Here is a 25,312-nt window from a genome sequence, read left to right on the forward strand (position 1 = left end):
CAGGTGACTGCGCTTTTTAGATCGATCGGCTGGTCCCATTCCCACTCCATCATGCAGCGCCTTTCAGCGACTGCGGACAGAAGCATGACCTCGGCGACAGGATGTAGGGAAATTGGGGTTGACCCAGGACGGCCCGTTACAGAAGAACTGTCCAGGTTGCTCTGTCTTAAGATGCGGTCTTCGCTTTTCCTGACGCAAGTCCAAGTTGCTCTGTGCGGCTAATTGTCTTGCGCCTCCTCACTCCAGGATGCCTGCAACCCACGTTTTGAACCCACCAATGGCGTCTTTGGTAAAGTCGCCGACGATTCCACAGTTATTATCCCATGAATCCTGCCGAATTCTCGCTGCATGATGTCGCGGCTTTTCCTCTTGTGCGGCTCACGCCAGAGCGTTTCGCCCCTGGATCGGCCGAATGCTGGACCGCCGAGATGAACCTCCTGCTGGAGTTGGCGACGCCCTTCGTGCTTCTCGTCGAGAACCCTGCGCACGGCCACACAGAATCCCATGAAGACCGTAAGGCGCTCATTCTCTGGGCAAAAAGAAACAAGCGGACTTTCTCCGACGTCTGCAAGGGGATCATCGGCATTGACGCGGATCGAACGGTGCACGCGCTGAGACGAATACAGGTCAAAATTCTCTCGGCCGTCTTCGGCGTGCCTGTCCGCTTGGCCGCCGATTGGGAGGAAGCCGTGCGGCTTGCTTGGACGCTTCTTCCGGAACGCCGAGACTACGAATAGTTGGAGGCGAACTGCTTTGACGCGAGCCAGCGCGCCTCGTGGATGACCTATTCCGATGACGAGCGTCTTCACATGGACTATGGCGGAAAAGCATTCAGCGATGTCGACGAGAGCATCGGCTTCATCACATCGGCCGTTTGGCCAACTACCTGGAGCAGCTTCGCTCAGTCGCCCGCCCAGGAAGGCTGAAGTATCCCCAGTCCTTACCGGACACATGGGTGACACTTTCCGCTTTGCGCAGGAGGTGAGCGGCCAGTGCCGAGCGACCGCTCGTGGGCGTCTCGCTTTGATTCAACACGCCGAACGCCCGCTTCGCTATCCGGCGACTTTCTCCCAACTGCTTCGAATCTGCATTGAATGCCGTGTCCGGCATCGATTCAAAGCAGTAAGAATGCGGCCTGGAATAGATCAACTCACTGATTTTTAAAGGGAATTTTTGGAGCGGGCGATGGGATTCGAACCCACGACCCCAACCTTGGCAAGATTTCGATTAGAAAGCCTTCCCTCGCCGCGAACACTATCCGCATTGAACTCGTAGGCCTCGAACCTTTTCGGCGTCGCCCACCGAGCCGTGTAATCGCACTACGCTACGATCAGGCGCGACAGGATATCCAATCGTCCAAAACCGTTTCAAATTGCCGTTCTGAAACGGTGTAATCCCGCTAAGCTATTGAAAAAAATGGCGCGCCCGAAGAGATTCGAACTCCTGACCCCCAGATTCGTAGTCTGGTGCTCTATCCAGCTGAGCTACGGGCGCGTACCCGGCGGCGACTGCCGCCCGGCGTGACGGCTACCTAGCGACTCGGATCGGCAAATGCAAGCGCAGGATGACATAAAGCCGTCAAAGCTGGAGGATGGCCTGCGCCAGCCTTTCCCCAGCGAAGCTGCCGGCCTGGCAAGCCTGCGGGACGGGCGCCGATCCACCCTTGAGAAATGAACCGGCGCAAGCTGCGGTCGGCGGTCGGCGGCGTTCTCGACGCCGGAGTGTCGCGTCAATCGGCAAGCTCGGCGGACTCGCTGGTGCCGGCGAACTGCGGCGCCGTCGATCCGTTCTGTTCCTCTACACAGCGAGGCAGGTGGATCTCAAAGCGGGTACCGGCGCTTTGACGTTCGACCAGACGGATCGTCCCGCCATGGGCCTGGACGATCTCGGCCACGATGGCGAGCCCCAGTCCCGTGCCGCCGGACCGCACCGAGCCGCGAAACGCCAGGAACAGGTTCCTGCGCGCCTGCTCCGGCAAGCCCGGCCCGGTATCCTCGACCCCGATCAGCAGCCCGGCATCGCTCTCCGGCTCGGCCGAAATCAACACCCGGCGCACCACGGCGCCGGCCTCGTCTTCGCTGTCGAGTGCCTGGACGGCGTTGCGCACCAGATTGGCGAGCGCGCGATAGAACTGGTCGGGATCGACGGCGATCTCCAGATCCTCCGGCACGTCGTCGATGAGTTCGATACCGCTTTCCGGCGGAACCGCCATCTCCGCAAAGATCTCCTCGACCAGCCGGTGCAGCGCGACGCGGCGCCGTAGCGGCGCCCGCTCCACGGCTTGGCCATAGGACAAGACCGAGCGCGTGTAGCCCACGGCGCGGTCGAGACTGCGGATCAGCATGGGTGCGAAACGCTGGACCTGCGGATCCTGAAGGCCGGACAGACGATCGGAGATCAATTGGGCCGAACTCAGGATGTTGCGCAGATCGTGGTTGATCTTCGAAACGGCGAGGCCGAGGTCGGCCAGATGACGCTGCTCGCGCAGCATGGTGGCGATCGACGACTGCATCTGCGCCAGTTCGGCCTCGGCGAGGCCGATCTCGTCGCCCCGGCCGCTCGGCACGATCACCCGCTCCGGATCGTCGGGATTTTCACCGAAGGCGATCATTGCGCCGGTCATCCGACGGATCGGGCGGATCAGCAGCTGGTTGATTGCCAGGAAGACCAGAAGCGCCGTGAAGAACGAGATCCCGAGCGACAGAAAGAAGATGTTGCGCGCATAGACGAGCATCGCGCCGCGGACGCCCGCTTCCGACATCACCACTTCGGCGGTCACCGTGCCGTCGCCCACCGGCCCATAGACCCGGATCGTCCGGTCGCCGCCGAACAGCAGGCTGTCGAACGCATCGACGATCATACCGACCGGGCCCTGCCCCGCCAGATCGATCTGCTGCTCGATCGGATTGAGCATCTCGGCCCGGGCGAGAAGATGCGAGGCGCCGTCCATTTGCAGGGCGACCAGTTCCGCGTCGAGAGACCGCAGAAGGCCGGCGCCTTGTTCCGGCGCCAGCAACGGGCTTTGATCGGGCATCCGGCCCTCGGTGGCAAAGCCCGCCACGGCCGCGGTCTCGATCTTCCGACGCAGCCATTCATGACGGAAATTGGCGACCGACGGCACGAAGATCAGCACTTCGGCCGTCATCACCGACAGCATCGTCACCCACAACAGGCTGGTCGACAAACGGCGTGCGGGAAACGGCCGCTTGACGGCGGCCTGCTGCGCGTTCCGGTCTTTGACCGCCTCGCTCACGTCCACCCCTCGCTGACGCGGATTCGTCCCTTCGCCGCCTACCTTATACGCGGTCAGCACTCCGCGCATCTCCTTGAATCGGGGGGGCGGGTCATGGTCAGGCACACGGGTGCGATTGGGGAGCGACTGTCAGCCCAGTCGGCGCAGGAGCGACAGGGCCAAGCGAATCGAGCGGCGCTCGGCATAAGGCCTATAGTAAGCGGTCGCGGCCCGCTTTACGATCTCCCCGACGATCGGATAGGGCGAAACGAAACCGGCCAGATCGCCGACGCGCATCGATTTCGACAGCGCCAGCGCCAGGAGATTGGTGACCTCGTCGGCACTTTCGCCCACGATCCCGGCACCGATAAGCCGGCCACCGCGGCCCACGATCAGCTTGAGAAGTCCCTCGGTGTGCCCACTCGCCTGCGCCCGGTCGAGTTCGTCATAGCGCAGGCGGATCACCGAGAAGCGCTCACCGCGACGGGCAGCCTCCGCCTCGCTCAAGCCCACCTGGCCGAGCGGAGGGTCGGTATAGGTGACGCGCGGCATCCGATCCGGCCGATAGCGGACCGGCAGCCGGAACAGCAGGGCGCGTACGATCAACCCGGCCTGGTGGCCCGCGACATGGGTGAATTTCAGTCCGCCCGCCGCATCGCCGATCGCATAGACGCGGCGATTGGACGTTCGAAGATCGCGGCCGACGACGATCCCGGCTCGACCGTGATTGATGCCGGCAGCCTCCAGGCCGAGGCCGTCAACATTGACCACGCGACCGGCCGCGATCATGAGATGGCTTGCCGGGATCGTCGTCTCCTCGCCGGCTTCGCCGGCCACCGTCACCGTCAGCCTTGTATCGCCGGCACCCTCGCCGGTCGGCGCGACGCGGACGACCTTGACGCCCTGGCGGACGGCGACCCCTTCGGCCGCCAGCCGGGCGAGCACCACGCTCTTGAACTCCGGATCGTCATTGGCCAGGACCCTGCCCGCTTCCAGGACCGTCACCCTGGCGCCGAGGCGACGATAGGCCTGGGCCATCTCCATGCCGATCGGCCCGCCGCCGACGATCGCGAGATGATCGGGGATTTCCGTCTGATCGAAGATCGTTTCGTTGGTGTGATAGGAGATCGCGTCGAGGCCCGGAATCGGCGGCACGGCCGGCGAGGAGCCGATGGCGAGCACAAAGCGGCGCGCCTTGATGCGAACGTCGCCCGCTTCCACCGTGTCGCGATCGAGAAAGCGCGCCGAAGCTCTGATCACGGTGACGCCGAGCGCCTGGAAGCGCTCGACGGAATCGTGAGGAGCGATCGCATCGATGACGGCGTGAATATGGGCGTGCACCGCCTGCGGGTCGATCGACGGATCGCCTGCCGTGACACCGAAGCGTGGGGCGCGGCGGATGGCGGCGGCCGAATGCGCGGCGGCGACCAGCGCCTTCGACGGCACGCAGCCGACGTTCAGGCAGTCGCCGCCCATCCGATCTCGCTCGACCAGAACGACGGGAACGCCGAAGGCTGCGGCCGCCGCCGCCACGGTCAATCCGGCGGATCCCGCGCCGATGACGCAGATGTCGGGAGTCAGGAGGCTCGTCATCGGCTCAACTGGCCTCTCGCGAAGCCCGCGGACGCACGCCGAGCACCCATTTCTTCAAGACGAGCCCGAGCAGCGACAGGGCGGCAAGCGCAAACAGCGCGGCAGTGACCTGCCAGGTCACCAGATCGTCGATGGCGAGCGTCGCCGTCTTGCCGGCCGCAGCCAAAGCGCTGTCGATCCCGCTGCCGACGAAGGCATAGACCAAGGCGCCCGGCACGATGCCGATGAAGGTGGCGAGCACGAAGCTTCTGAGCGACATGCCGAGCAGCGCCGGCCCGATGTTCAGAACCGCGAAGGGCAGCACGGGCGTGAGGCGCAGCACAAGAAGATAGGAGAAGGCATCCCGTTCGAAGCCTTCGGCGAACCGTCCGATCGCCGGGCCGGCCTTCCGCCGCAAAAAGCTGCCGAAGGCCGTCTGCGTCGCCTTGAAGAGAACCGCCGCCCCCGCCGTCGCGCCGACGACCGTCAGCAAGCCGCCGAGCCACCAGCCGAACAGAAAGCCTCCGGCGATGGTCAGGACCAGCGGCGCCGGGAAGATGAAGGCGACGGCAATGGTGTAGACGGCGACATAGACGAGCGAGGCGACGAGAAGGTGGTCGTCCACCATCCGCTGCAATGCCTGTCGGGTTTCTAGAAAGGATTCGAGAGACAGGGCATTCGGCAGTCCGAAGGCCAGGGCAAGTCCCAATCCGGCGAGGATGACGGCAAGCGGCAGGAAACGCCATCGCGACTCCGAGGCCCGATGGGCCGGGCTCGCCTCCGTTTTCAACGCCATTCGTCTCTCCCAGCCTTGCGGCCGCAACGCCACCGTTCTGCAGAGCTAACGCTCTAGTCCGGCCTTCCCATGGTTGAAAACCGCTTCACGCGGAGTCTCACGGCACATTGAAAGGCCGTGACGGGCCGTGACGCCGTTTGGGATGAGGACATCGGCCACCCGACGCTCGTCCGGTCGCCGCGGAAGGTTCGAGGAAGACGATCGTGAGACATATGCCCGCACCTGTTATTCGACTCGCGACGGACCGAACGAACCAGCTGGATTGACTTTTGCGACGGCCTGTTTCTATAAGCGCCCCCACGAACGGACGGCAGTCCGCGCGACGTGGCTGCGCGTCTATGGAGCCGTCGGCCTGACCCGGATTCTTTGATCGATCGAGAGGCTCGCGAACCATCGCGGGGATGAACAATGAAGCGCACCTACCAGCCCAGCAAGCTCGTCCGCAAACGCCGCCACGGCTTCCGCGCCCGTATGGCCACTACCGGCGGCCGCAAGGTCATCGCCGCTCGCCGGGCCCGCGGACGCAAGCGGCTGTCGGCCTAGGCGCGCCGGCAGCCTCGGACAGGCTTGCCCGTGGCCGTCGAGCGCTTGAAGAAGCGCGGCGATTTCCTCGCCGCGCGACGGGGCCGACGTTTGAACGGCCCTTTCTTTTTTATCGAGACGCTCGATCGCCGTGACGGTGGAGCACCACGCCTAGGCCTGACCGTGACGAAAAAGGTCGGCAATGCGGTGGAGCGCAACCGGATCAAACGGCGCCTGCGCGAGGCGGTCCGCCTCGGAGCGGGGGCTGACATGGTCGTCGGCCATGATTATGTGATCGTCGCCCGCCGCGACGTCCTTCACGTTCCGTTCGGCTCGCTGAAGCAGGAGCTGGAACGTCGCTTGGCCCGCAGCGGTGCGGGCGTGTCGCGCATGACAGGGCGACAGGAACGCGTGAGCCCACCGGGGAAAGTCTGATGGAGAACAACCGCAACTTCCTGATCGCCATGGCGCTGTCGATCGCGGTGCTGGTGGGGTGGCAGTACCTGTTCGTGGCCCCGCGCATGGAGGCGCAGCGCCAGGCCGAGCAAGCCGAACAGGCCAAGGAAGGCGGGCAGCTGCAGACCCCGACCACGCCGGCCGGAACCGACCAGGAACAGGTCGTCGCGCCTGCGGGCCGCGAAAGCGTGGTGCCGGCTGCGACCTCGACGCCGGAAGCCGCCGTCTCGCGCGACGCGGCACTTCAGGGCAGCCCGCGCATCCGCATCGATACGCCGGCGGTGGAAGGCTCGATCAACCTGCGCGGCGCCCGGTTCGACGATCTGCGGCTGAAGAACTATCACGCCACGGTCGACGACAGTTCGCCGTCGATCGTGCTGCTCTCGCCGGAGCAGATGAAGGATGGCTACTTCGCCGACTTCGGCTATTCGGGCAAGGATGCCGGGACGCTGCCCGGACCGGCCACGGTGTGGCAAGCCGACGAAAGCCAGGTCCTGACACCCGACAGCCCGGTCACCCTGACCTACACCAACGACGCGGGCGTGACCTTCACCCGGACCATCGCGGTCGACGACCAGTTCATGCTGACCGTCACGGACAAGATCGCCAACGGCACCGACGCGCCGGTTTCGCTGTCGCAATGGGGGCGCGTCGTGCGCTTCTCCAAGCCCGAGGTCGCTTCCAGCTACATCCTGTTCGAAGGATTGCTCGGTGTCTTCGGCGAGGACGGGCTCAAGGAAGAGAAGTACTCGTCGATCGAAAAGGACGGCGCGGTACGTCCGGACAAGGCCGAATCCGGCTGGCTCGGCATCACCGACAAGTACTGGGCAACGACCGTCATTCCCCAGAATGACCGTGCCTTCCAGCCCGCGTTCCGCTATTCGGCGGAAGGCCGCCCATACTACCAGAGCCAGTACCAGGAAGATCCGGTCGAGGTCGCTCCCGGCTCCACCGGCGAGGTCGTGACGCGGGTCTTCGCCGGCGCCAAGGTGGTGGATCTCATCGATCACTACGAGGAATCGCTCGGCATTGAGCACTTCGGCCAGCTGATCGACTGGGGCTGGTTCTATTTCATCACCCGGCCGATGTTCCACGCGATCGACTGGTTTTATCGCCTCCTGGGCAATTTCGGCCTGGCGATTATCGCCGTCACCTTCATCCTGAAGATCATCTTCTTCCCGCTCGCCAACACGTCCTACAAGTCGATGGCGCGGATGAAGAACCTGCAGCCGAAGATTGCCGAGATGCGCGAGCGCTTCGCCGACGACAAGATGAAGCAGCAGCAGGAGATGATGCGCCTCTACAAGGAGGAGAAGGTCAATCCGGCGGCCGGCTGCTGGCCGATGCTCATCCAGATCCCGATCTTCTTCTCGCTCTACAAGGTGCTCTACACCACGATCGAGATGCGGCATGCGCCGTTCTTCGGCTGGATCCAGGATCTGGCCGCGCCCGATCCAACAAGCGTGTTCAACCTGTTCGGCCTGCTGCCCTACGACGTTCCGCAATTTCTGGCGATCGGCGCCTTCCCGCTGGTCATGGGCCTGACCATGTTCATCCAGATGCGGCTCAATCCGACGCCACCCGATCCGACCCAGCAGATGATCTTCACCTGGATGCCGGTGATCTTCACCTTCATGCTGGCGCGCTTCCCGGCCGGTCTGGTGATCTACTGGACGTGCAACAACACGCTGTCGATCATCCAGCAGTCGGTCATCATGAAGCGCAACGGCACTAAGATCGAGCTCTGGGACAATCTGAGGAACCTGGTCCGACGAAAAGAGAAACCGGCCAAGGGCTGACAGCCCCTGCCGGCTCCACCTACAGGACGCGACATGGGCGATCAGCCAACCGTGGGAGCTGAGGAGACGGCCGCGCCGGCGGGTGTTGCCGACACGCGGCGGTTCTTCCTGCGGCCCTGGGTGTTCATCCGCGGCGTGCCGTCGATGAAGGTGCTGCCGCCTGAGGGGCCGCCCGAGGCGGCTTTCGCGGGCCGATCCAATGTCGGCAAATCCTCTCTCCTCAACGCGCTCGTCCGCCAGAAGGGGTTGGCGCGAACCTCGAATACGCCGGGCCGTACCCAGGAGCTGAACTACTTCGTTCCCGACGGCTATTCCGGCGCGGCCGACGACCTGCCGCCGCTCGCCATCGTCGACATGCCCGGCTACGGTTACGCCAAGGCGCCGAAGGAGCGGGTCGATGCCTGGACGAAGCTGGTCTTCGACTATCTGCGCGGCCGCTCGACGCTGAAGCGCGTCTTCGTGCTCATCGATGCCCGGCACGGCATCAAAGGCAACGACACCGAGGTGCTCGACCTGCTCGACAAGGCCGCCGTCTCCTATCAGATCGTTCTGACCAAGACCGACAAGATCAAGGCGCCGGCCGTACCCAAGCTCATCGAAGCGACGGCCCAGGCGATCCGCAAGCGCCCGGCCGCCTATCCGGACATCATCGCCACATCGTCCGAAAAGGATGTCGGCCTCGACGAGTTGCGCCTGGCGCTGCTGTCGCTCGCCGCGCCTCGCGACTGATCGCCTCTGCCCGCTCTCGGCGAGGCCGGCGGGTCAGCCTTGGGCCTGTGCAGGCAACAGCCGCTCGCGAATGCGCGCCTCGATCCGTTTCAGCGCATCGCGATAGGCGTTGAGGATCTGCTCTCGGGTCCCGTCGACGACGGACGGGTCGGGTGTCGGCCAGAATTCGACGTCGACCGCGTCGGCGCGCGTCGCATCGAGCACCAGGTGGTGCGCCTCGGGCGACATGGTGACGATCAGTTCGAAGAATCCGTCCTCGATCTCGTCGAAGCGCTGTGGACGCCGCGCACCCAGACTGAGGCCGCGCTCGGCCAGCACCGTATCGACGAACGGATCGCGCTCGCCTTTCTTAACGCCGGCCGAGACGACATAGACGGAAGACGGCAGCAGGGACTTGGCGAGCGCCTCGGCCATCGGCGAGCGGATCGAGTTCAGTCCGCAGACGAAGAGCACCGAGGAGATCGGCTTGCCGGCCTCCGCTTTGGCCGGATCGAGAGAAGCCAGGCCGCTCACCCGGCTCCTCCCTGCCGCACCTTTCGAAGACCCGGCCGGACGGATCGACGACCGAATCGCGGTTCCAGGAAAGCGGGAGCGTGGGTCATCTCAGCTCCGCCGGTGCAGCACGCAGATCAGGGTGAACAGCCGCCGCGCGGTGTCGAAATCGAGGTCGATCTTGCCGGCCAACCGCTCCTTCAGGGTTTCGGAGCCTTCGTTGTGGACGCCCCGCCGGCCCATGTCGATCGCCTCGATCTGCGACGGCGTGGCGGTGCGCACCGCCTCGTAATAGCTGTCGCAGATGAGAAAGTAGTCCTTGATGATGCGCCGAAACGGCGTCAGCGACAGGATGTGCTTGACCACGGGGTGGTCGGCATCGTCGCGCACGTCGAAGACCAGCCGCTTCTCGATCAACGACAGCCGTAGTTTGAAGCGGCCGTCCGGCTCGGCACCGATCGGCGAGAAGCTGTTCTCCTCGATGAGATCGAAGATCGCCACCTTGCGCTCGTGCTCGATATCGGGCGTCGCGCGGCCGATCGTGCCGTCGAGATCGACATGGATGAGCTTGCCGCCTCCCGCCATGACGCTCTCAGAGATTGAGCCGGACGGCGACGGAGCGCCCGTGCGCATCGAGGCCTTCGGCCTGGGCGAGCGCGATCGCGGCCGGCCCGAGTTCACGCAGCTGGCCAGCGTCGAGCTTCAGGATCGAGGTCCGCTTGACGAAGTCGAGAACGGAGAGCCCCGACGAGAACCGCGCCGAGCGCGCCGTCGGCAGCACGTGGTTCGTCCCGCCCACATAGTCGCCGATCACCTCCGGCGTATGCCGGCCGAGGAACACCGCGCCGGCATTGCGGATGCGCGCGAACAGCGCCTCCGGGTCTTCGACCGCGAGTTCCAGATGCTCGGGCGCGATCCGATCGGCCAAGGCGGGAGCTTCGTCCAGGTTGCCGACGACGATCACCGCGCCGAAGTCGCGCCAGCTGGCGCCGGCGGTCTCGGCGCGGGACAAGTGCCGCAGCTGATGGTCGACCGCCGATTCGACCGCCGCAGCCAAGGCCTCGTCGTCGGTGATCAGGATCGACTGCGCGGCGGTGTCGTGCTCGGCCTGCGCCAGCAGATCGGCCGCCAGCCAGTCCGGATCGTTCTGTCCGTCGGCGACGACCAGCACCTCCGACGGGCCGGCGATCATGTCGATGCCCACCGTGCCGAAGACCTGCCGCTTGGCGGCCGCCACATAGGCGTTGCCCGGCCCGACGATCTTGGCGACGGGCGCAATGCTCTGGGTGCCATAGGCGAGCGCGGCCACGGCCTGGGCGCCGCCGATGCGGTAGATCTCGTCGATGCCGCAGAGCGCCGCAGCGGCCAGCACCAGCGGATTGAGTTTGCCGTCCGGCGACGGCACCACCATGGCGATTCGCTCGACGCCGGCGACCCGCGCCGGAATGGCGTTCATCAACACCGAGGACGGATAGCTCGCCAAACCGCCCGGAACATAAAGGCCCACCGATTCGACCGCCGTCCAGCGGCTGCCGAGTTCCACGCCGAGCGCATCCCAGTATCGCTCGTCCTGGGGCTTCTGGCGACGATGATGGTCCTCGATCCGGCGGGCCGCCAGTTCGAGCGCCTGGCGCGTCGCGGCGTCCGTCTGCGCCAGCGCCGCCTCGATCTCGTGGCTGTCGATGCGCAGGGTGGAAGGCGTCAGCTCCAGCCGGTCAAAGCGCGCGGTCGCCGCGATCACCGCCTGATCGCCGTGATGTCGAACGTCGTCCAGAATCGCGCGCACCGCCGCGTCCACGTCGGCGGAGACCTCGCGCTTCGCGCCAAGAAGGGCGCGGAAGCGGGCTTCAAAATCGGACTCGGCGCTGTTCAGCCTGACGGGCAATGGTTTCTTCCTCAATCATCCGGCATCCGGCAGAAGCGCTTGCGCCCGTCCGCCCGGCATTGGAGGCTGCGGCAGTGCCGAACAGACGTCGATCACGCCTTGTCGTGGTCCGGCCTGACGCTGGTGCTCCACGCCGCGCCGAGATCGGACAGCTGCGCTTCGATACATTCGACGTCGAGCCTTATCGTGGAGCCGGCGGCAAAGACAAGCTCGATCCGCCCCGAAGGCGCCGTCGTCGGCTCGAACCGGACCGCCAGCAACGACAGGATTTCGTCCGGACCAGCCGCCGCGAGCCGATCCTGATGGACAGCCTCGACACGATCGAAGTGCAGGACGGCCCGGCGCCGCTCATAGCCCTTCGGCCCGAACAGGGCTCCCCAGCGCGACCGGGGAGCGGCCTCCCAGGCAAAGCGGTTCATCGCCAACACGAACTGCTTGCTGTGCGGGCGATACTGACAGTCCCCAAGGCGGAGAACGGCATCCTGGCAATGGGCGGACAGGATCGCCAGGTCTTCTTCGTCGACCGCGATCAGGCGCAGAGTGTCCATGAAATCGTTACTCGGGTCCCGGTTACGCCATCATCTCTCGAGCATGCCGCAGATCTGGACACCGTGCGACGCGCCTCCGAAACCTGCTTCGGTGCCAAAGCTAGGGTCTTGAGACCCATTATGGAAGGCATCGGCCCCCGGTTTCGCAGTCTTGGCGCCGTCAGTTCCGCTCCGGCTGCCGATACTGCTCGTTGACCACGCCCAGTTCGCCGAGAATGCGGCCGATCGCCACCTGGATCCGATAGAGGCCGATCGTCGCGGATTTCGTCTCCAAGCCGAGCTTGACGGCACGAAAGGGCGACGCGGCCAGCAGCGCCGCGCTCTTCGCCCAGCGGCGCAGGCGACCCTTGAAGCTGCCGTCTCGCCGCCGTTCGATGATCGTCGACAAGGCGCCTTCGCGCGTCGACCGCGCGGCGAGCCAGGAAAATTCGGTCCGCCGCGCCGGCACCGTCTCGTAGACGGGCGCCTCCGCGCACCAAGCGAAGCGAAAACCCTTCCGCTGGCAGCGGGAATAGAAGTCGCTGTCGCCCCCGCCGATGAAGTTGAAGGCGGTGTCGAGGAAGGGCGGCCCCATGGCCTCGAGCAGGCCGCGGCGCAACAGGACGTTGCCGGACGAATAGAGAATGGGCACCGGGCCGGTGGCGTCGTAATGCGGCTCGAACACGGGATGGCGCGAGAGGCGGGCCGATCCGCCCTCGAACATCGGCAGTTGCGGGCCGCCGACCGCGTCCGCGTCGAACCGCGCGGCCGTCGCGATCAGGCTTTCGATCCATTGCGGCCCGGCGCATTCGTCGTCGTCTATGACCAGGAGGTGGTCCATCTGCGGAAATTCGCCGAGCGCCGTCGTCCAGCCGGCATTGTAGGCCGAGCAGTTGCCACGCTCATGCGCCACCAGGACGAGGCCTTCGAGCCGGCCCTCTTCGAAGAACGGCCGGGCGGCCGCGACGCCCTCGCGGCCCTCCGCGTCGTTGTCCATGACGATGACGGTAAACCGCTCGTCCAGCCGTTGCTCGACGAGCGACGACAGCGTTTTGCGCAAGTGCTCCGGCCGGCGGAAGGTGGGCAGCGTGACGACGATCCTTCCAGCGGCATCGAGGCCTGCCGAACGGCACTCGATCGTGGCGGAGCGTGGCGGTGTGTCGAAAGTATCCATCAGAGTTCTCGCCCACGCCTTACCCACCGAGTCGTCAACAAGGCTTCAATGAGCAAAAAGGATTACATTTTGTTTCAATGCAGACTGTAGCCCATGTGTTAGGAGGCCGGAAAGTACTGTGCCGTTAGGATGGCCCGACCGAGTATAGGCCAATCTGGAAATCTATGCGCCTTGCCTTCATCAGCTCAGTCTTGCCGGACCACGAGCCGGTTACGGGCTTCGAGATCGCGACACGGGCGATCATCGAGGAGCTGACGCGTTGCGGCGTCGAGTTGAGCTTCGTGGGCTTCACGCGTCCGGGCGAGCGGCCGCTGCGCGTCAACGAAATTTCACTCGGAGAGATCGAATTCGAAAACGCCGCCGTCGGCACGGCGAAGAAGATCGAATGGGTCGCCCAGGCCTTCTCCAAAGGGCTGCCGGTGGCGGCTGCCAAGCTGGCGGTCCTGTCGCGCGACGAGATCGAGGCGCGGATCGCGGCCGCGGGCGAGGTCGACGGCTTCGTCCTCAACTCGGTCCAGATGCCGGCTGCCTATCCCTTTCTGGCCAGCGCGCGGCCGTCGATCTTCATCGCCCACAATGTCGAGCATCGCTCGGCGGCTGAAAACGCGATCAATGCCTCGTCGCCCCTCGAACGCGGGCTCTATCGCCGTGAGGCTCGGCTGCTGGCCAAGATCGAGCAACGGCTCTGCCGCGAGGCCCGGTTGGTCCATACCTTCAGCGCCGAGGATGCAGCCGGACTCTGCCCCGACGCCGGCGAGCGCTGCATTCCGCTTGCCCTGTCCATCGGGCGTCCGCAACGCGCCGACGATGGCGAGCGCAGTCACGATGTCGGCCTGATCGGCAACTGGAGCTGGGCGCCCAATCGGGTCGGCCTCGACTGGTTCGTGCGCGAGGTGGCGCCGCTTCTGCCCTCCGATGTCTCGGTGGCGATCGCCGGCCGCTTCGATGGCCCGCCCCCGGCCGCCCCGGCCTCGGTACGCTTTCTCGGCCGCGTGCCGGATGCCCAGGGTTTCGTCCTGTCCTCCCGAGTGATCGCGCTTGCGACCAAGGGCGGCACCGGCGTCCAGTTGAAGACCATCGAAGCCTTCGAGGAGGGCATGCCTGCGGTCGCGACGCCCTCGGCCCTGCGTGGCGTCGACTTCTGCCCCGCCAATGTGCGGGTCGCCGACGACCCGGCGGCCTTTGCCGTCGCGCTTGCCGACCTCGTGCGCGGCACGCGCGACGGCACGATCGGCCGCGAAGACGGCAGCCGCTTCGCAGCCCGGCAGCGCGAGGCGCTGTCGAACGGCCTGCGTCGCGGCCTTGCCGCGTTCTCGCCGACATCGGCGGCTGCATCGATCGCGGGCGACGGGGCCAGCGATCGCCGCCGGCCGATGGCCGGGCACGGGTCATGAGGCCGATGGCCTATACCCTGCCGATCGAGACGCAAGTCGAGGCCCTGCCGAACGCTGCGGTCCGCGACATCGGCGGCGTCGACGTCATCGCCGCCCGGACGCCGGACGTCATCGCGCTGCTCGAAGCCAATCTCGCGGCCGGCCGCTTTACCAGGATCGGCTTCCTCAACGCCCACTGCTCCAACATCGCCTTCGAGCGCCCCGCCTATCGCCGTTGCCTGCAGGATTTCATCGTCCTGCCCGACGGGATCGGCGTCGACATCGCCTCTCGCATCCTGTTCGGCGAGCGCTTTCCGGAAAATCTCAACGGCACCGATCTGACGCCGGCCGTCCTCGGCGGGATCGGACGGCCGCTGCGCGTGGCGCTGCTGGGGGCCGAGCCCGGCATCGTGGAAGCGGCCGCCCGGAACCTCGGCGGTGAGTTTCCGCAACACCGCTTCCTGGCGGTCTCGCACGGCTATTTCGGCGTCGGAGACGAGACCGCGGCGGTCCTCGAAAAGCTGAGGCAGGCCAGAGCCGATCTCGTGTTGGTGGGGCTCGGCGTGCCGCGCCAGGAGTTCTTCGTGGCGACCCGCATCACCGCCGGCGAGGGCTGCGTCGTCATGGCGATTGGCGCGTTTCTGGACTTCGCCGCCGGCAAGGTGCCGCGTGCCCCGATCTGGATGCGCAGAAGCCGCCTGGAATGGGCCTACCGCCTGTGGATCGAGCCCAAGCGCCTGTGGCGGCGCTACGTCGTCGGCAATCCGGTCTTCCTGTTCCGGATTTTGCTCCTCAAGCTGCACGGAAGGAAGCCCAAGGCGTGAATGCGAGTCCGCAGACGCGGCCGATCGGCCTCGTCACCTCCAGCTATCGCGGCGATTTCGACCGGTGCCACCTTCTGTGCGAGAGCATCGATCGATGGGTCACGGGCCATAATTGCCATTATCTCCTGGTGGAACACGCCGACGTCGCGATGTTCAAGGTGTTCGAGGGGCCGAAACGCCGCGTGGTCGACGAGCGCGACCTGCTGCCCTTCTGGCTGCGGCCGTTTCCGGACCCCTTGAGCTTCGGGCGGCGGCGCATCTGGCTGTCGCCCAAGGGTCCGCCGCTGCGCGGCTGGCACGTGCAGCAATTGCGCCAGATCGCCTTCACCGAGACAATGGACGAAGACGCCATCGTCGACGTCGATTCCGACGTCGTCTTCGTGCGCCCGTTCGATGCTCGGAGCTTCTGGCGCGGCGCCGCTCTGCGTTTCTTTCGCGAGCCCGACGCCTTCAAACCCGATATGGACGAACACCGCGCCTGGTCGAAACGGGCCGGCAAGGTGCTGGGGATTCCCTCGCCGGAGATTACCGAGACCGACTACATCACGACGCTGATCGGCTGGCGGCGGGACACGGCGATCGGCATGCTTCGCCGCATCGAAGCGGTGACCGGCCGTTCCTGGGTCGCCGCGCTCGCCGCCTCCCGCGCCCTTTCCGAATGCATGATCTATGGCCGTTTCGCCGACGAGCTGGAAAACCGCCCCGACCGCCACTTTGCTTCGGCCGAGCGGCTCTGCCACATCTACTGGACAGGCGCCGCGATGACCGAAAAGACTCTCGCCGATTTCCTGTCGGCGATGACGCCGGAACAGGTGGCGATCGGCATTCAGTCCTTCACGGGAACCGATCCGATGCTTATTCGCCGGGCTGCGGGACTGGCGTAAGAGCCGCGTCACGCCGAAAGCCTCGACCGTTCCAGTCGAGCGCGGCATAGGTGGCGGCCGCCGAGACCAGCCACAGTACCAGGAACAGGCCGTTGAGGCTGAGGATCCACGTCGCGGTGGAGGTCGCGACCATGAAGAGCGCGGATAGCAGGCCGGCTTTGCAGAGACCCACCAGGCCAAGAATCAGCGCCCGCAGTCCGGTCCGACCCTGGGCATAGAGCAGCTCGCTCTCGTATTCGACGAGATTGCGGAAGGCCGGCACCAGCAGCGTCAACAAGACGAGCGGTGCGCCTTGCGCGACGTTGTCGCCCAGAAGCGTCGGATAGATGGCCAGCACGCCGCCGAGAAACGCCAGGCCGGCGACCGACACCAGCGCGACGCCGGCCTCGATCAGCGCTCTCGTCCGCCACGCATCCAGCCAGCGCGGCGCCTTCATCAGTTTCTGCACGATCATCGTGTTGGCCGAGCGCACCGGCAGCGCGGTGAGGTCGATGAGACGCATCAGAATCGCGTAGATGCCGGCGGTTTCGGCGCCGCCCAGTGCCAGCACCAGCATCTTGTCGAGTTCGGACTGGAGGTAGAACACGATCTCCGCGCCGGCCACCGAAACGCTGTCGCGCCACCGGGCCAGATAGAGACGTGGCCGGAAGCGCAGCCGCTGGCGCGGATAGAAGGCGAGAATCGCAACCAGCATCGCCACGGCATTGGCGCTCAAATAGGCGAGCGACCAGGCGCCCAGCGAATGATCGCTCAGGCCGGCGAACAGCACCGCCGCGACCGCCCGCACCGCGGAGCCGATGATCACCAGAGCCGCACCGCGGGTAAAGCGGCCGAGCCCGTTGTTGACGATCACCACGACCTCGAGCAGCCGCCAGAACAGAACCTCGGCGACGACCACGGCGGCAAAGGCGCCGGCCGACATCTCGCCGACGAAGAACAGCCGATAGAAACCAACGGCGGCGAGCGCCACTACGGGCAGCGACAGGACGAGGCTGACCAGGAAGCCCGTGGTATAGACGCCGATCAGCTGTGGCCTGACGGTGGCGGTGCGATAGAGCGGCGAGACGAACCCGAAGCCGGCGATGCGCGACAACACGATGCCGGTTGCCGACGCGGTGGCAAACAATCCGAAATCGGCGACAGACAGGCCGTTGGCGACCGAGACGAAATAGGCGAGCGATAGCACCAGGCGCCCGGCGGAGCCGCCCAGGAGCGATCCGTAGGCCGTCAGCAGGCTTAGATGGTCGTTAAGTTTCGTGGTCCACCGTGTCATCCGAACCATCTACCGGTCTCAAGCGAGTGAACCCATGGCATCTCCGGATCGTCGCGACCGACATCGCCATGCGGGCGTCATGTCCGGCCGGCGGCGCGTTCGGAACATCTCGACCATTCTTAGCGGCGGAAGCTTAACGCGGCGTTCCCTGCTCCTGGGCTCGGCCGGAGCCGCCATGGCCTCGGCCCTGCCGCGACCCCTGGCGGCCAAAGAGCATCGGGTGCCGTTCGGCGGCGCGATCCAGATCGATTATTTCGACGACGATCCGGCCTACGTCCAGGCCTTCGTCGATCGTTGCGATCTGATCATGCCGATGAACGCGCTGAAGTTCGATCTGCTGCGGCCCGACGGGGACACATTCAATTTCGAGCCCGCCGATCGGCTGGTGAGGTTCGCCCGCGACCACGGCAAGCTGTCGCGTGGCCACTGCTTCGTCTGGTGGGGCGCGGTGCCGGCCTGGCTGGAGGCGATCGACGATCCGCGGGAGGCCGAGCGCATCCTGATCGACCATATCGAAACCGTGGCGGATCGGTTTGCCGGCCGGCTGACGAGTTGGGACGTGGTCAACGAGGTGATGGCGCACGATCCGCGCGAGACTGGCGGCCCCTTGCGCGATACCTATTGGCTGCGCCGTCTCGGACCGCGGCATATTCCGCTCGCCTTCCAGACCGCCGCGCGCGCCGATCCGTCGGCCCGCCTCGTGATCAACGACTACGACCTCGAATTCGCAGGCGACCGCTACGACGCCCGGCGGCAGGTCGTGCTCGACATCGTGCGCCAGCTCCAGGACCATAACGTGCCGATCCACGCGGTCGGCGTGCAAGGGCATCTCTATGCCGAACTGGCCGTCGACATCGAGGCGCTGGCTTGCTTCGGCGAAGCTTTGAGGCGGCTCGGCGTCGGGCTTCTCGTCACCGAGCTCGACGTCATCGACTGGAAAATCCGCGGCGGCCCGGCCGAACAGGATGCCGCTGCGGAGAAGGCCGTCAGCGACCTCCTCACCGGGCTCTTCGCGGGGCAAACGCCCGAGGCGGTGATCTGCTGGGGCATCACCGACCGCTATAGCTGGATCCCCGACGTGATGCCGCGTCCGGACGGCTCGCCGTCGCGGCCGCTGCCGCTCGATGCGGATCTGCGCCCCAAACCCTGGCTCGAAACCATCCTCGCCAGGCTCGGCTAGCGAGAAATGTACCGAGAGTTACTTCGCCGTGCGAACAAATTAACCTTTTGTTTGCCGTGTTGGGAGATTTTTGGCTGACAGAATTTTCCTGCGCCCCGCAGCCTGACAGGACCACGGCCGGCCAATGTTTGCCTCCGCCCTTCATCGCCCGAATGCCGACGCCGCTCCACGGCTCAAGGTGACCAGCGCCTCGAGCGTTCGGCGCATCGGCGTTCGAGAGGACCGCACCAGCGGCTCGATCTTCGATCCGGTGGAGTTGTTCCAGGCCGTCTGGAAGCTGCGGTCGCTGGTGTTGTTCGTCACGCTTGCGGCCATCGGGCTCGCGGTCGCCATCGCGCTGGCCACACCCAAGACCTATCAGGCCGCGTTGCAGATCATGGTCGATCCCCGCGATCTGAAGGTGGTGCAGAACGAGGTGACCCCGAGCGGCCTGGCGAGCGACGCGACGCTGGCGCTGATCGAAAGCCAGACCTCGATCATCACCTCCAACACGGTCCTGTTCGGCGTCATCGACGAAGCCGACCTGACGGCGGATCCGGAATTCAACGGCGGTACGGCGGTCGGGCTCGGCGCCCTGATGGCGCATGTCGGAGCGCTGTTCGGCGCGGACGATCGGCAGGTTCAGGACCGCCGGCTGCTGACGGCGGCGAACCTGCGCGAAAAAATCGGCGTCGCGCGGGAGCCCAAGAGCTTCATCCTGACGCTGATGGTCAAGAGCACCGATCCCGACAAGTCGGCGCGGCTCGCCAATCTGATCGCCTCCAAATACATGGACGAGCAGGCGCGCATCCAGTCGGACACGGCCCGACGCGCCACCGACGCCCTGTCGGGACGCCTGGAGGAACTGCGCACGCGCGTCACCGAGGCGGAAAATGCCGTCGAGACCTACAAGGCGGACAACAACCTGATCGCCGCCAACGGGCGCCTCATCGACGACGACTACCTGGTGCGCATCAACGACGAGCTCGCCAAGGCGCGATCCGATATCGCGACGCTGCGCTCGAAGGTGGATTCGATGGAAGGCACCAATGTCGACGATGTCGTGCAGGGCGCGCTTCCCGAGGAGCTCACGTCGGAGGCGCTCGTCCGGCTGCGCTCCACCTATTCGGATCTGGCTCATCAGGCCGCGAGCCTGCGCACCAAGCTCGGCCCCCGGCATCCGCAGCGGATCGCCGCCGAGCAGGCCTTGGCGTCGGCGCGCGAGGGAATCGAGACCGAACTGGACCGCATCGCCGCGGCAGCCAGAACCGAGCTCGCCCGTGCCCAGCAGACCGAAAAGGATCTGACCGCGCAGCTCGACGGGCTGAAGGCCAAGCAGGTCAGGAACGGCGAAGCCTTCGTGCGCCTCAGGCAGCTGGAGCGCGAGGCCGAAGCCTCGCGGGCCGTCTATGAGGCCTTCCTGCTGCGCGCTCGCGAGGTCGGCGAACAGGAGCAGCTCAACACCGCCAATGTCCGCGTCATTTCCGACGCGACCCGACCGTTGGAGTCATCCGGCCTGTCGCGCCGGATGATCGTCGTGATCGGCGCGGTGGCCGGCTTCGTCGTCGGCCTGGGTCTCGCCTTCCTCTGGGCCATGGCGCGCATGCTGCGTTCGACGCTGAACGAGGACCAGACCGTGCGATCCGAATCACGCGAGATGGTGGTCACGCAGCCGGAGCCTGCCGGCGCGGAAATCCCGACCACGGCTCACGACGATCCGGCAGCAAGCGACCTTGCGACCGAGATACGGTCCACCACCCCGATCGAGCCCTCCGCGAAGCCGCGCGACCCCGTGCTCTCCGATCCGATCCTGGCCCAACGCCTCGACGCGGCGGCAAATGCTCCGCAGTGGGCGGATGAGAGCGCCGACGCACAAGACGATGGCGACCCGGGACCGGCGGAAGACGGCGCTTCCACCGTATCGGAGGAGATCGACGAAATCGAAGTTATGGACGCCGATGCGCCCGCCGCCGAAACGGTCGTGGTCGAAGCCCCCGCCGACGACGAGGCCGAGGCGGCCGGCAACGTTTCGGACCCGGTCGCGCGCGGCATCGCCGAAGATGCCGCAACGCTGCGCCAACGCATCCGCGCCATCGCGGCCCCTGCGATGGCGACCGATCCGGCCACAGATGCCGTGCTGGCCGAGGAATTCGACAACGAACTGCTGCAGCTCCACGAGGACATCGCCGCGGTCAAGACGGCGCTGGCCGAGATGCGTCGGCGCCGGACGGCCGCCGGCTCGTCGACCTCGGCCTGAGGCGCCCCGGCTTCGCCTTTCGACGGAACCGCAGCGCCGACTACCGGTTACCCTCCCCGACTTCATCATAAGGAGGGCTAACCATGCCGACAGTGGTCATCACCGGAGGCTCGGCCGGAGTTGGCCGAGCCTTGTCGCGCCTTTATGCCCGTGAAGGCTGGAACGTCGCGGTCATCGCCCGCGAGCAGGGCCGTCTCGACAAGACCGCCAGCGAGATCCGTGGCTTCGGCGCCGAGGCCATGACCTTCTCGGCCGACGTCACCGATGCCGCTGCCCTGGAAGCGGCGGCCGAAGACGTCGTGAAAAGTTGGGGCGCCATCGACCTTTGGATCAACAACGCGATGACCACGGTCTATTCGCCCTTCGACCAGATGACGGCGGAGGAATTCGAGCGCGTGAACGCCGTGGTCTATCTCGGTCAGGTCAATGGCGCGCGAGCCGCACTGAAGCACATGCGCGCCGCCCGCAACGGCAAGATCGTCTTCATCGGCTCGGCGCTCGCCTACCGTTCGATCCCCCTGCAATCGGCCTATTGCGCGGCCAAGCACGCGGTTCATGGCTTCGTCTCGGCGCTACGCTCTGAGCTCTATCACGACGGCGTGCCGGTCGATCTGGCGATGATGCAATTGCCGACGGTCAACACGCCGCAATTCTCCTGGTGCCGCTCCAAGCTGCCGGTCCGGCCTGACGCGCCGCCGCCGATCTATTCGCCGGAGGCCGTGGCCCAGGCGATCTACGACGCGGCGCTGGGCGATACCGAAGAGGTCTTCATCGGCCGTTCGACCATGGAGCTGGTGGCCGCCCAGACGGTCGCGCCGAACCTGCTCGACCGGCCGGTCGGCATCAAGGCCTGGCAGGGACAGTTGAGCGACCGCAAACAGCTCGGGTCCCATGACGGCAACCTGTTCGAGCCCGTGATCGGCGACTATGCGGCAGAGGGGCGATTTTCCAGCGACCAGGTGGCGCGCGTCACTCGCGTCGGCAGCGGACTGTTTCGCGGCGGCGTCATCGCGCTGGCCGGCGGAGCTGCCGCGCTGGTGGGATATGCGTTGGCCGGCGGCCGCCATCGCTCGTAACGGACAGGGCCGCGCGGGATGGGTGTCACCCAATTGTGAAATTGTGAACATTCTAAGGTAGGTGTTCAATATTTGCGAACGAAGAGTTGCCGGCTTGCGGGCTATCGTATGCGCCAGGATCGGCTAGCTTCGCCTCCGATCGTCTTCAACGGAGCGCGCGCATGTCCGCCAATCTCCTCCCGCTCGGCCGGCTTCTTCTGTCCGTCCTGTTCATCGTCTCGGGCTTCGGCAAGCTGATGGGCGCCGCCGGATTCTCCGGCTACCTCGCCAATCTCGGCTTTCCGGCGCCGCTGCTGATGGCCTATGTCGTCGGCCTATTCGAGTTCCTGGGCGGCATCGCCATCCTGGTGGGCTTCCAGACCCGCATCGTCGCCATCGTGCTCGCCCTCTTCTGTGTGGCGACGGGCCTGCTCGCCCATCTCGGCGATTCGACCTCGTTGATGAAGAACATCGCATTGGCCGGCGGCTTCCTGGCGCTGGCGGCCAGCGGTCCGGGCGCCTTTGCGGTCGACACGCGGACCGGAGCGGCCCAGCGCAGCCTCGCCTGACCTCCACCTCTCCGAAGCCTGCGCTGGCGCCGGAGTGGGCGCCTCTGCGGGCCGGCCGTCCCAGAAAGCGCCCTGCCTGAAAAGGCGGGCGCTTTCGTCGTTCCGGCCGGTGCGGCTAAGGTCTATGACGGGATCGGGCGCTTCAAGGGCTGGGTCGGCCAAGACGGCCCCGGAAAGCGATGTCGCCGGAGCGGGCCGGAGGGCGCCGGCGATCGGCCGATGCCCGGGACCGAGGAAGGACCACATGAAACTCTATGTCTACGATCATTGCCCGTTCTGCGTGCGCGCCCGCATGCCCTTCGGACTGAAGGCCATCCCGTTCGAACTGCATTTCCAGCTCAATGACGACGAGGAAACGCCCATCTCGATGATCGGCCAGAAGATGCTGCCGATCCTCGAGGACGACGACGGTTTCATGGGCGAGAGCCTCGACATCGTGCACAAGCTGGACAGCCTGTCGGGCGAACGGATCTTCGCAGGCGAGCCGTCTACCGCCATCACCGACTGGATTTCCCGATGGGGATCGGTGATGAACGGTCTCGTCATCCCGCGCACGCCCGACGCCGTCTTTCCCGAGTTCCGGACGGCCGAGGCCCGCGCCTATTTCACGCGAAAGAAGGAGGCGCAGTTCGGCCGGTTCGACGAGCTTCTGGCCCAGACCGACGATCTGATCGCGCGGCTTCGGCCGGGCCTCAACGAGCTGGAGGCCATCCTGCCCGATGCCGAGCACCCCTCGATCGACGATATCCTGCTCTTCCCACTGCTTCGGGGGCTGTCGATCGTTGCCGGCCTGACGCTTCCGCCCAAGGCCACGGCCTATCGCGCCCGCATGGCCGAGCGCGCCGGCGTGCCCTTGGTCGACGACTTGCGGGCGGCGGCCGCCGCGCAGTAATCCCGGTCGCCTCGAAGACCGCTGGTCAATCGAACCGGGCGGCGATCTCCCGGGCCAGGCGCTGATCCGCCTCGTCGCGGGCGCGCCGGCTCATCACCAGGCAGGCTTCCGATTTCAGGATCAGGCCGTCCGACAGGATTTTCAGCCGGTTGGCGACGAGCGTCGAGCCGGTGGTGGTGATGTCGACGATGATGTCGGCCGAGCCGGCCGCCGGCGCGCCTTCGGTGGCGCCGAGGCTTTCCACGATGCGATAGCTCTGGATGCCATGCCGGCGCGAGAAGAACGACTGCGTCAGCCGCCAGTATTTCGTCGCGATGCGCAGCCGACGGCGGTGCTTCTGGCGAAAGCCGGCGGCGACGTCGTCGAGGTCGGCCATGGTGTCCACGTCGACCCAGGCCTCGGGCACCGCCACGATGACGTCGGCCTGGCCGAAGCCGAGGCGCGCCACGATCTCCACGGCGGCGTCCGGTTCGGCGATCGTCTCGCGCACCAGATCCTCGCCGGTGACGCCGAAGTCGATCGCGCCGTCGCGCAGTTCGCGCGCGATCTCGGACGCCGAGAGCAGCAGGACTTCCAGGCCCTCGACGCCCTCGACGCCGGCGCGGTAGCTGCGTGCGTCCTCATGCGACGTCACCTTGATGCCGGCAGCGCCGAGCCGCTCGATAGCCTTGTCCTTGAGCCGTCCCTTGGACGGCAGCGCCAGCGTCAGGCTCATCGTCCGCCTCCCTCGGCGGCCGCCATCCGGTCGAGCCACATGGAAAAGCCGACGGCGGGGATCGCCTCGCGCGCGCCCAGATAGTCGAGCAGCCGGTCGTAGCGCCCGCCGCCCACCAGCGCCTCCGTCGAGCCCGCCGCCCGCGCCTCGAAGACCAGGCCGGTATAGTAGTCGAGCGGGCGGCCGAAGGCGGCGCGGTAGCGGATCGCGGCGAGATCGACGTTCGCGGCTCTGAGCGCCAGGTTGCGCGCCTCGAAGAACACCAGCGCATGGCCGAGATCGAGCCCGCGGGCGGCGGCGAGCGTCCGCAGCCGGTCGCCGGCCTGATCCAGCGGGCAGTCGATGGCCAAAAACGCCCGCAGCGCGGCGAGCGAATCCGGATCGAGCCGCGTTTCGGCAACCGACACCTTCTCGATCAGGCGCGCCGCGATCTCGCCGGGCGTGCGGCCGGCCCGTGCGGGCAGACCCGCCGCCTCCATGCGGGTGCGGATTTCCATCGTCAGAGCCCCGGCGTCGCCGCGCTGGGCAAGCGCATGAAGCGCCGGATCGAGGCCCGCCAGAGGATCGTCCTTCTCGCGCGCCAGGGATTCCATCGCCTTGGCCAGCAGGCCGTCCTCGCCGAAGGTGCGGATCAGCCGGCGCTGCCAGCCGTCGGGCAGGCCGAGCGCGGCCAGAAAGGCCTCGAACAGCCCCTGGTCGCCGAGGATGACGTCGAGATCGCCCTTGATGCCGCAGACGTCGAGCGCCGCCAGCGCGTCGGCCATGGCGCGGGCATCGGCGGTCGCCAGGTTGGTCTCGCCCAGATCCTCGATGCCCGCCTGCAGAAACTCTTCGGCGCCGTGCCGCTGCTGGCGGAACACCAGGCCGCGATAGAAATAGCGGCGCGGCAGCGTGTGCCCCTGGGCGATGTGGGCGAAACAGACGGGAATGGTGAAGTCGGGCCGCAGGCAGAGGTTCTCGCCGCCCTCGCCGCGCGTCAGGAAGATGCGCCGCCGCAGGCTCTCGCCCGCCGTATCCAGATAGGGATCGGCCGGCTGCAGGATCGGCATGGTGACGAGCGCCGCCCCACGCGCCGTGAACAGCCCGCGCAGCGCATCGTCGAAGGGCGAGATCTCCAGCACGTCCAT

The 25,312-nt window shown here is 66.2% G+C and carries 25 protein-coding genes and 1 tRNA gene; 14 read left to right on the forward strand and 12 right to left on the reverse strand.

The features are described from left to right. Positions 1 to 323: 323 nt before the first annotated feature. Together SMD10_RS16940 and SMD10_RS16945 are read left to right on the forward strand one after the other, a co-directional pair. The gene (locus SMD10_RS16940) at positions 324 to 737 is read left to right on the forward strand and encodes a hypothetical protein (RefSeq protein WP_331686917.1); all 414 of its coding nucleotides are present in this window, start codon (positions 324 to 326) and stop codon (positions 735 to 737) included. Between the two features lie 42 nt (positions 738 to 779). After that, a complete protein-coding gene (locus SMD10_RS16945) occupies positions 780 to 926 on the forward strand; it encodes a hypothetical protein (RefSeq protein ID WP_331686918.1) in 147 nt (48 codons plus the stop codon). Between the two features lie 491 nt (positions 927 to 1,417). Here SMD10_RS16945 and SMD10_RS16950 read toward each other — a convergent pair. From SMD10_RS16950 to SMD10_RS16965, 4 genes are all read right to left on the reverse strand, one after another. Next, positions 1,418 to 1,494 (reverse strand) — tRNA-Arg (locus tag SMD10_RS16950). Positions 1,495 to 1,729: 235 nt separating this feature from the next. Then, a complete protein-coding gene (locus tag SMD10_RS16955; protein ID WP_331686919.1) occupies positions 1,730 to 3,313 on the reverse strand; it encodes a HAMP domain-containing sensor histidine kinase in 1,584 nt (527 codons plus the stop codon). A gap of 69 nt (positions 3,314 to 3,382) precedes the next feature. Then, positions 3,383 to 4,825: a dihydrolipoyl dehydrogenase family protein gene (locus tag SMD10_RS16960; protein ID WP_331686920.1), complete on the reverse strand. Its 1,443-nt coding sequence runs from the start codon at positions 4,823 to 4,825 to the stop codon at positions 3,383 to 3,385. Between the two features lie 4 nt (positions 4,826 to 4,829). Beyond that, positions 4,830 to 5,600 (reverse strand): TVP38/TMEM64 family protein, encoded by a 771-nt coding sequence (locus tag SMD10_RS16965; protein WP_331686921.1) that lies wholly within the window; start codon positions 5,598 to 5,600, stop codon positions 4,830 to 4,832. A 408-nt stretch (positions 5,601 to 6,008) separates the two neighbouring features. Between SMD10_RS16965 and rpmH the strand changes: the two genes are divergently transcribed. Genes rpmH through yihA form a run of 4 tightly spaced genes read left to right on the forward strand, consistent with a single transcriptional unit; the run spans position 6,009 to position 9,106 of the window. Next, the gene (gene rpmH / locus SMD10_RS16970) at positions 6,009 to 6,143 is read left to right on the forward strand and encodes a 50S ribosomal protein L34 (protein WP_026501365.1); all 135 of its coding nucleotides are present in this window, start codon (positions 6,009 to 6,011) and stop codon (positions 6,141 to 6,143) included. Positions 6,144 to 6,167: 24 nt separating this feature from the next. Beyond that, positions 6,168 to 6,557 carry a ribonuclease P protein component gene (gene rnpA / locus SMD10_RS16975; RefSeq protein ID WP_331686922.1) on the forward strand — a complete coding sequence of 130 codons (390 nt, stop codon included), beginning with the start codon at positions 6,168 to 6,170 and terminating at the stop codon, positions 6,555 to 6,557. Continuing rightward, positions 6,557 to 8,377, forward strand: coding sequence for a membrane protein insertase YidC (gene yidC / locus SMD10_RS16980; protein ID WP_331686923.1), 1,821 nt, complete (start codon positions 6,557 to 6,559; stop codon positions 8,375 to 8,377). The genes rnpA and yidC overlap by 1 nt, the downstream gene beginning before the upstream one ends. 33 nt (positions 8,378 to 8,410) lie before the next feature. Continuing rightward, complete coding sequence (gene yihA / locus SMD10_RS16985) at positions 8,411 to 9,106, forward strand: ribosome biogenesis GTP-binding protein YihA/YsxC (RefSeq protein ID WP_331686924.1); 696 nt, start codon at positions 8,411 to 8,413, stop codon at positions 9,104 to 9,106. Positions 9,107 to 9,139: 33 nt separating this feature from the next. On the opposite strand, the gene SMD10_RS16990 is transcribed toward yihA, so the two are convergent. The 5 genes from SMD10_RS16990 to SMD10_RS17010 form a co-directional block, all read right to left on the reverse strand. Then, positions 9,140 to 9,619, reverse strand: a complete 480-nt coding sequence (locus tag SMD10_RS16990; protein ID WP_331686925.1) for an arsenate-mycothiol transferase ArsC — start codon at positions 9,617 to 9,619, stop codon at positions 9,140 to 9,142. Positions 9,620 to 9,709: 90 nt separating this feature from the next. Continuing rightward, the gene (locus tag SMD10_RS16995; RefSeq protein WP_331686926.1) at positions 9,710 to 10,183 is read right to left on the reverse strand and encodes a UPF0262 family protein; all 474 of its coding nucleotides are present in this window, start codon (positions 10,181 to 10,183) and stop codon (positions 9,710 to 9,712) included. Positions 10,184 to 10,190: 7 nt separating this feature from the next. Further along, on the reverse strand, positions 10,191 to 11,483 hold the full coding sequence (hisD, locus tag SMD10_RS17000) for a histidinol dehydrogenase (protein ID WP_331686927.1): 1,293 nt from the start codon (positions 11,481 to 11,483) through the stop codon (positions 10,191 to 10,193). A 92-nt stretch (positions 11,484 to 11,575) separates the two neighbouring features. Continuing rightward, positions 11,576 to 12,031: a DUF2948 family protein gene (locus tag SMD10_RS17005; RefSeq protein ID WP_331686928.1), complete on the reverse strand. Its 456-nt coding sequence runs from the start codon at positions 12,029 to 12,031 to the stop codon at positions 11,576 to 11,578. Between the two features lie 160 nt (positions 12,032 to 12,191). Next, on the reverse strand, positions 12,192 to 13,184 hold the full coding sequence (locus SMD10_RS17010) for a glycosyltransferase family 2 protein (protein ID WP_331686929.1): 993 nt from the start codon (positions 13,182 to 13,184) through the stop codon (positions 12,192 to 12,194). A gap of 164 nt (positions 13,185 to 13,348) precedes the next feature. On the opposite strand from SMD10_RS17010, the gene SMD10_RS17015 reads away from it, so the two are divergent. From SMD10_RS17015 to SMD10_RS17025, 3 genes are read left to right on the forward strand one after another with little or no spacing between them, the layout of a single operon-like run. Beyond that, positions 13,349 to 14,578 carry a glycosyltransferase gene (locus SMD10_RS17015; RefSeq protein ID WP_331686930.1) on the forward strand — a complete coding sequence of 410 codons (1,230 nt, stop codon included), beginning with the start codon at positions 13,349 to 13,351 and terminating at the stop codon, positions 14,576 to 14,578. 5 nt (positions 14,579 to 14,583) lie between these two features. Continuing rightward, the gene (locus tag SMD10_RS17020) at positions 14,584 to 15,381 is read left to right on the forward strand and encodes a WecB/TagA/CpsF family glycosyltransferase (protein ID WP_331686931.1); all 798 of its coding nucleotides are present in this window, start codon (positions 14,584 to 14,586) and stop codon (positions 15,379 to 15,381) included. After that, positions 15,378 to 16,265 (forward strand): DUF6492 family protein, encoded by an 888-nt coding sequence (locus tag SMD10_RS17025; RefSeq protein ID WP_331686932.1) that lies wholly within the window; start codon positions 15,378 to 15,380, stop codon positions 16,263 to 16,265. The genes SMD10_RS17020 and SMD10_RS17025 overlap by 4 nt, the downstream gene beginning before the upstream one ends. Here the strand turns inward: SMD10_RS17025 and SMD10_RS17030 are convergent. Beyond that, a complete protein-coding gene (locus SMD10_RS17030) occupies positions 16,237 to 17,538 on the reverse strand; it encodes a lipopolysaccharide biosynthesis protein (protein ID WP_331686933.1) in 1,302 nt (433 codons plus the stop codon). The genes SMD10_RS17025 and SMD10_RS17030 overlap by 29 nt on opposite strands. Before the next feature lie 175 nt (positions 17,539 to 17,713). On the opposite strand from SMD10_RS17030, the gene SMD10_RS17035 reads away from it, so the two are divergent. The 5 genes from SMD10_RS17035 (at position 17,714) to grxB (ending at position 23,470) form a co-directional block, all read left to right on the forward strand. Further along, positions 17,714 to 18,718 carry an endo-1,4-beta-xylanase gene (locus SMD10_RS17035; protein ID WP_331686934.1) on the forward strand — a complete coding sequence of 335 codons (1,005 nt, stop codon included), beginning with the start codon at positions 17,714 to 17,716 and terminating at the stop codon, positions 18,716 to 18,718. Between the two features lie 124 nt (positions 18,719 to 18,842). Next, positions 18,843 to 20,954, forward strand: a complete 2,112-nt coding sequence (locus tag SMD10_RS17040; RefSeq protein ID WP_331686935.1) for a GumC family protein — start codon at positions 18,843 to 18,845, stop codon at positions 20,952 to 20,954. Positions 20,955 to 21,037: 83 nt separating this feature from the next. Next, positions 21,038 to 22,030, forward strand: coding sequence for an SDR family oxidoreductase (locus SMD10_RS17045; RefSeq protein ID WP_331686936.1), 993 nt, complete (start codon positions 21,038 to 21,040; stop codon positions 22,028 to 22,030). 161 nt (positions 22,031 to 22,191) lie between these two features. Continuing rightward, positions 22,192 to 22,578, forward strand: coding sequence for a DoxX family protein (locus SMD10_RS17050; RefSeq protein WP_331686937.1), 387 nt, complete (start codon positions 22,192 to 22,194; stop codon positions 22,576 to 22,578). A 244-nt stretch (positions 22,579 to 22,822) separates the two neighbouring features. Then, complete coding sequence (gene grxB / locus SMD10_RS17055) at positions 22,823 to 23,470, forward strand: glutaredoxin 2 (RefSeq protein WP_331686938.1); 648 nt, start codon at positions 22,823 to 22,825, stop codon at positions 23,468 to 23,470. Positions 23,471 to 23,495: 25 nt separating this feature from the next. Here grxB and hisG read toward each other — a convergent pair whose 3' ends face one another. Both hisG and SMD10_RS17065 read right to left on the reverse strand, forming a co-directional pair. After that, the gene (hisG, locus tag SMD10_RS17060; protein WP_331686939.1) at positions 23,496 to 24,185 is read right to left on the reverse strand and encodes an ATP phosphoribosyltransferase; all 690 of its coding nucleotides are present in this window, start codon (positions 24,183 to 24,185) and stop codon (positions 23,496 to 23,498) included. Further along, positions 24,182 to 25,312 carry an ATP phosphoribosyltransferase regulatory subunit gene (locus SMD10_RS17065; RefSeq protein WP_331686940.1) on the reverse strand — a complete coding sequence of 377 codons (1,131 nt, stop codon included), beginning with the start codon at positions 25,310 to 25,312 and terminating at the stop codon, positions 24,182 to 24,184. The genes hisG and SMD10_RS17065 overlap by 4 nt, the downstream gene beginning before the upstream one ends.

The organism is Consotaella aegiceratis (assembly GCF_036541425.1).
GTDB lineage: Bacteria > Pseudomonadota > Alphaproteobacteria > Rhizobiales > Rhizobiaceae > Consotaella > Consotaella aegiceratis.

Bases quoted from the DNA above. Each gene is read 5' to 3' on its own strand.
- SMD10_RS17020 (WP_331686931.1), top strand. From the start codon at position 14,584: ATGGCCTATACCCTGCCGATCGAGACGCAAGTCGAGGCCCTGCCGAAC.
- hisG (WP_331686939.1), bottom strand. From the start codon at position 24,185: ATGAGCCTGACGCTGGCGCTGCCGTCCAAGGGACGGCTCAAGGACAAG.
- SMD10_RS16940 (WP_331686917.1), top strand. From the start codon at position 324: ATGAATCCTGCCGAATTCTCGCTGCATGATGTCGCGGCTTTTCCTCTT.
- SMD10_RS17045 (WP_331686936.1), top strand. From the start codon at position 21,038: ATGCCGACAGTGGTCATCACCGGAGGCTCGGCCGGAGTTGGCCGAGCC.
- rpmH (WP_026501365.1), top strand. From the start codon at position 6,009: ATGAAGCGCACCTACCAGCCCAGCAAGCTCGTCCGCAAACGCCGCCAC.
- SMD10_RS17015 (WP_331686930.1), top strand. From the start codon at position 13,349: ATGCGCCTTGCCTTCATCAGCTCAGTCTTGCCGGACCACGAGCCGGTT.
- SMD10_RS16965 (WP_331686921.1), bottom strand. From the start codon at position 5,600: ATGGCGTTGAAAACGGAGGCGAGCCCGGCCCATCGGGCCTCGGAGTCG.
- yihA (WP_331686924.1), top strand. From the start codon at position 8,411: ATGGGCGATCAGCCAACCGTGGGAGCTGAGGAGACGGCCGCGCCGGCG.
- SMD10_RS16960 (WP_331686920.1), bottom strand. From the start codon at position 4,825: ATGACGAGCCTCCTGACTCCCGACATCTGCGTCATCGGCGCGGGATCC.
- SMD10_RS17035 (WP_331686934.1), top strand. From the start codon at position 17,714: ATGGCCTCGGCCCTGCCGCGACCCCTGGCGGCCAAAGAGCATCGGGTG.
- SMD10_RS17050 (WP_331686937.1), top strand. From the start codon at position 22,192: ATGTCCGCCAATCTCCTCCCGCTCGGCCGGCTTCTTCTGTCCGTCCTG.
- SMD10_RS17030 (WP_331686933.1), bottom strand. From the start codon at position 17,538: ATGACACGGTGGACCACGAAACTTAACGACCATCTAAGCCTGCTGACG.
- SMD10_RS17065 (WP_331686940.1), bottom strand. From the start codon at position 25,312: ATGGACGTGCTGGAGATCTCGCCCTTCGACGATGCGCTGCGCGGGCTG.
- SMD10_RS16945 (WP_331686918.1), top strand. From the start codon at position 780: ATGACCTATTCCGATGACGAGCGTCTTCACATGGACTATGGCGGAAAA.
- SMD10_RS17005 (WP_331686928.1), bottom strand. From the start codon at position 12,031: ATGGACACTCTGCGCCTGATCGCGGTCGACGAAGAAGACCTGGCGATC.
- SMD10_RS17010 (WP_331686929.1), bottom strand. From the start codon at position 13,184: ATGGATACTTTCGACACACCGCCACGCTCCGCCACGATCGAGTGCCGT.
- grxB (WP_331686938.1), top strand. From the start codon at position 22,823: ATGAAACTCTATGTCTACGATCATTGCCCGTTCTGCGTGCGCGCCCGC.
- yidC (WP_331686923.1), top strand. From the start codon at position 6,557: ATGGAGAACAACCGCAACTTCCTGATCGCCATGGCGCTGTCGATCGCG.
- SMD10_RS17040 (WP_331686935.1), top strand. From the start codon at position 18,843: ATGTTTGCCTCCGCCCTTCATCGCCCGAATGCCGACGCCGCTCCACGG.
- SMD10_RS16995 (WP_331686926.1), bottom strand. From the start codon at position 10,183: ATGGCGGGAGGCGGCAAGCTCATCCATGTCGATCTCGACGGCACGATC.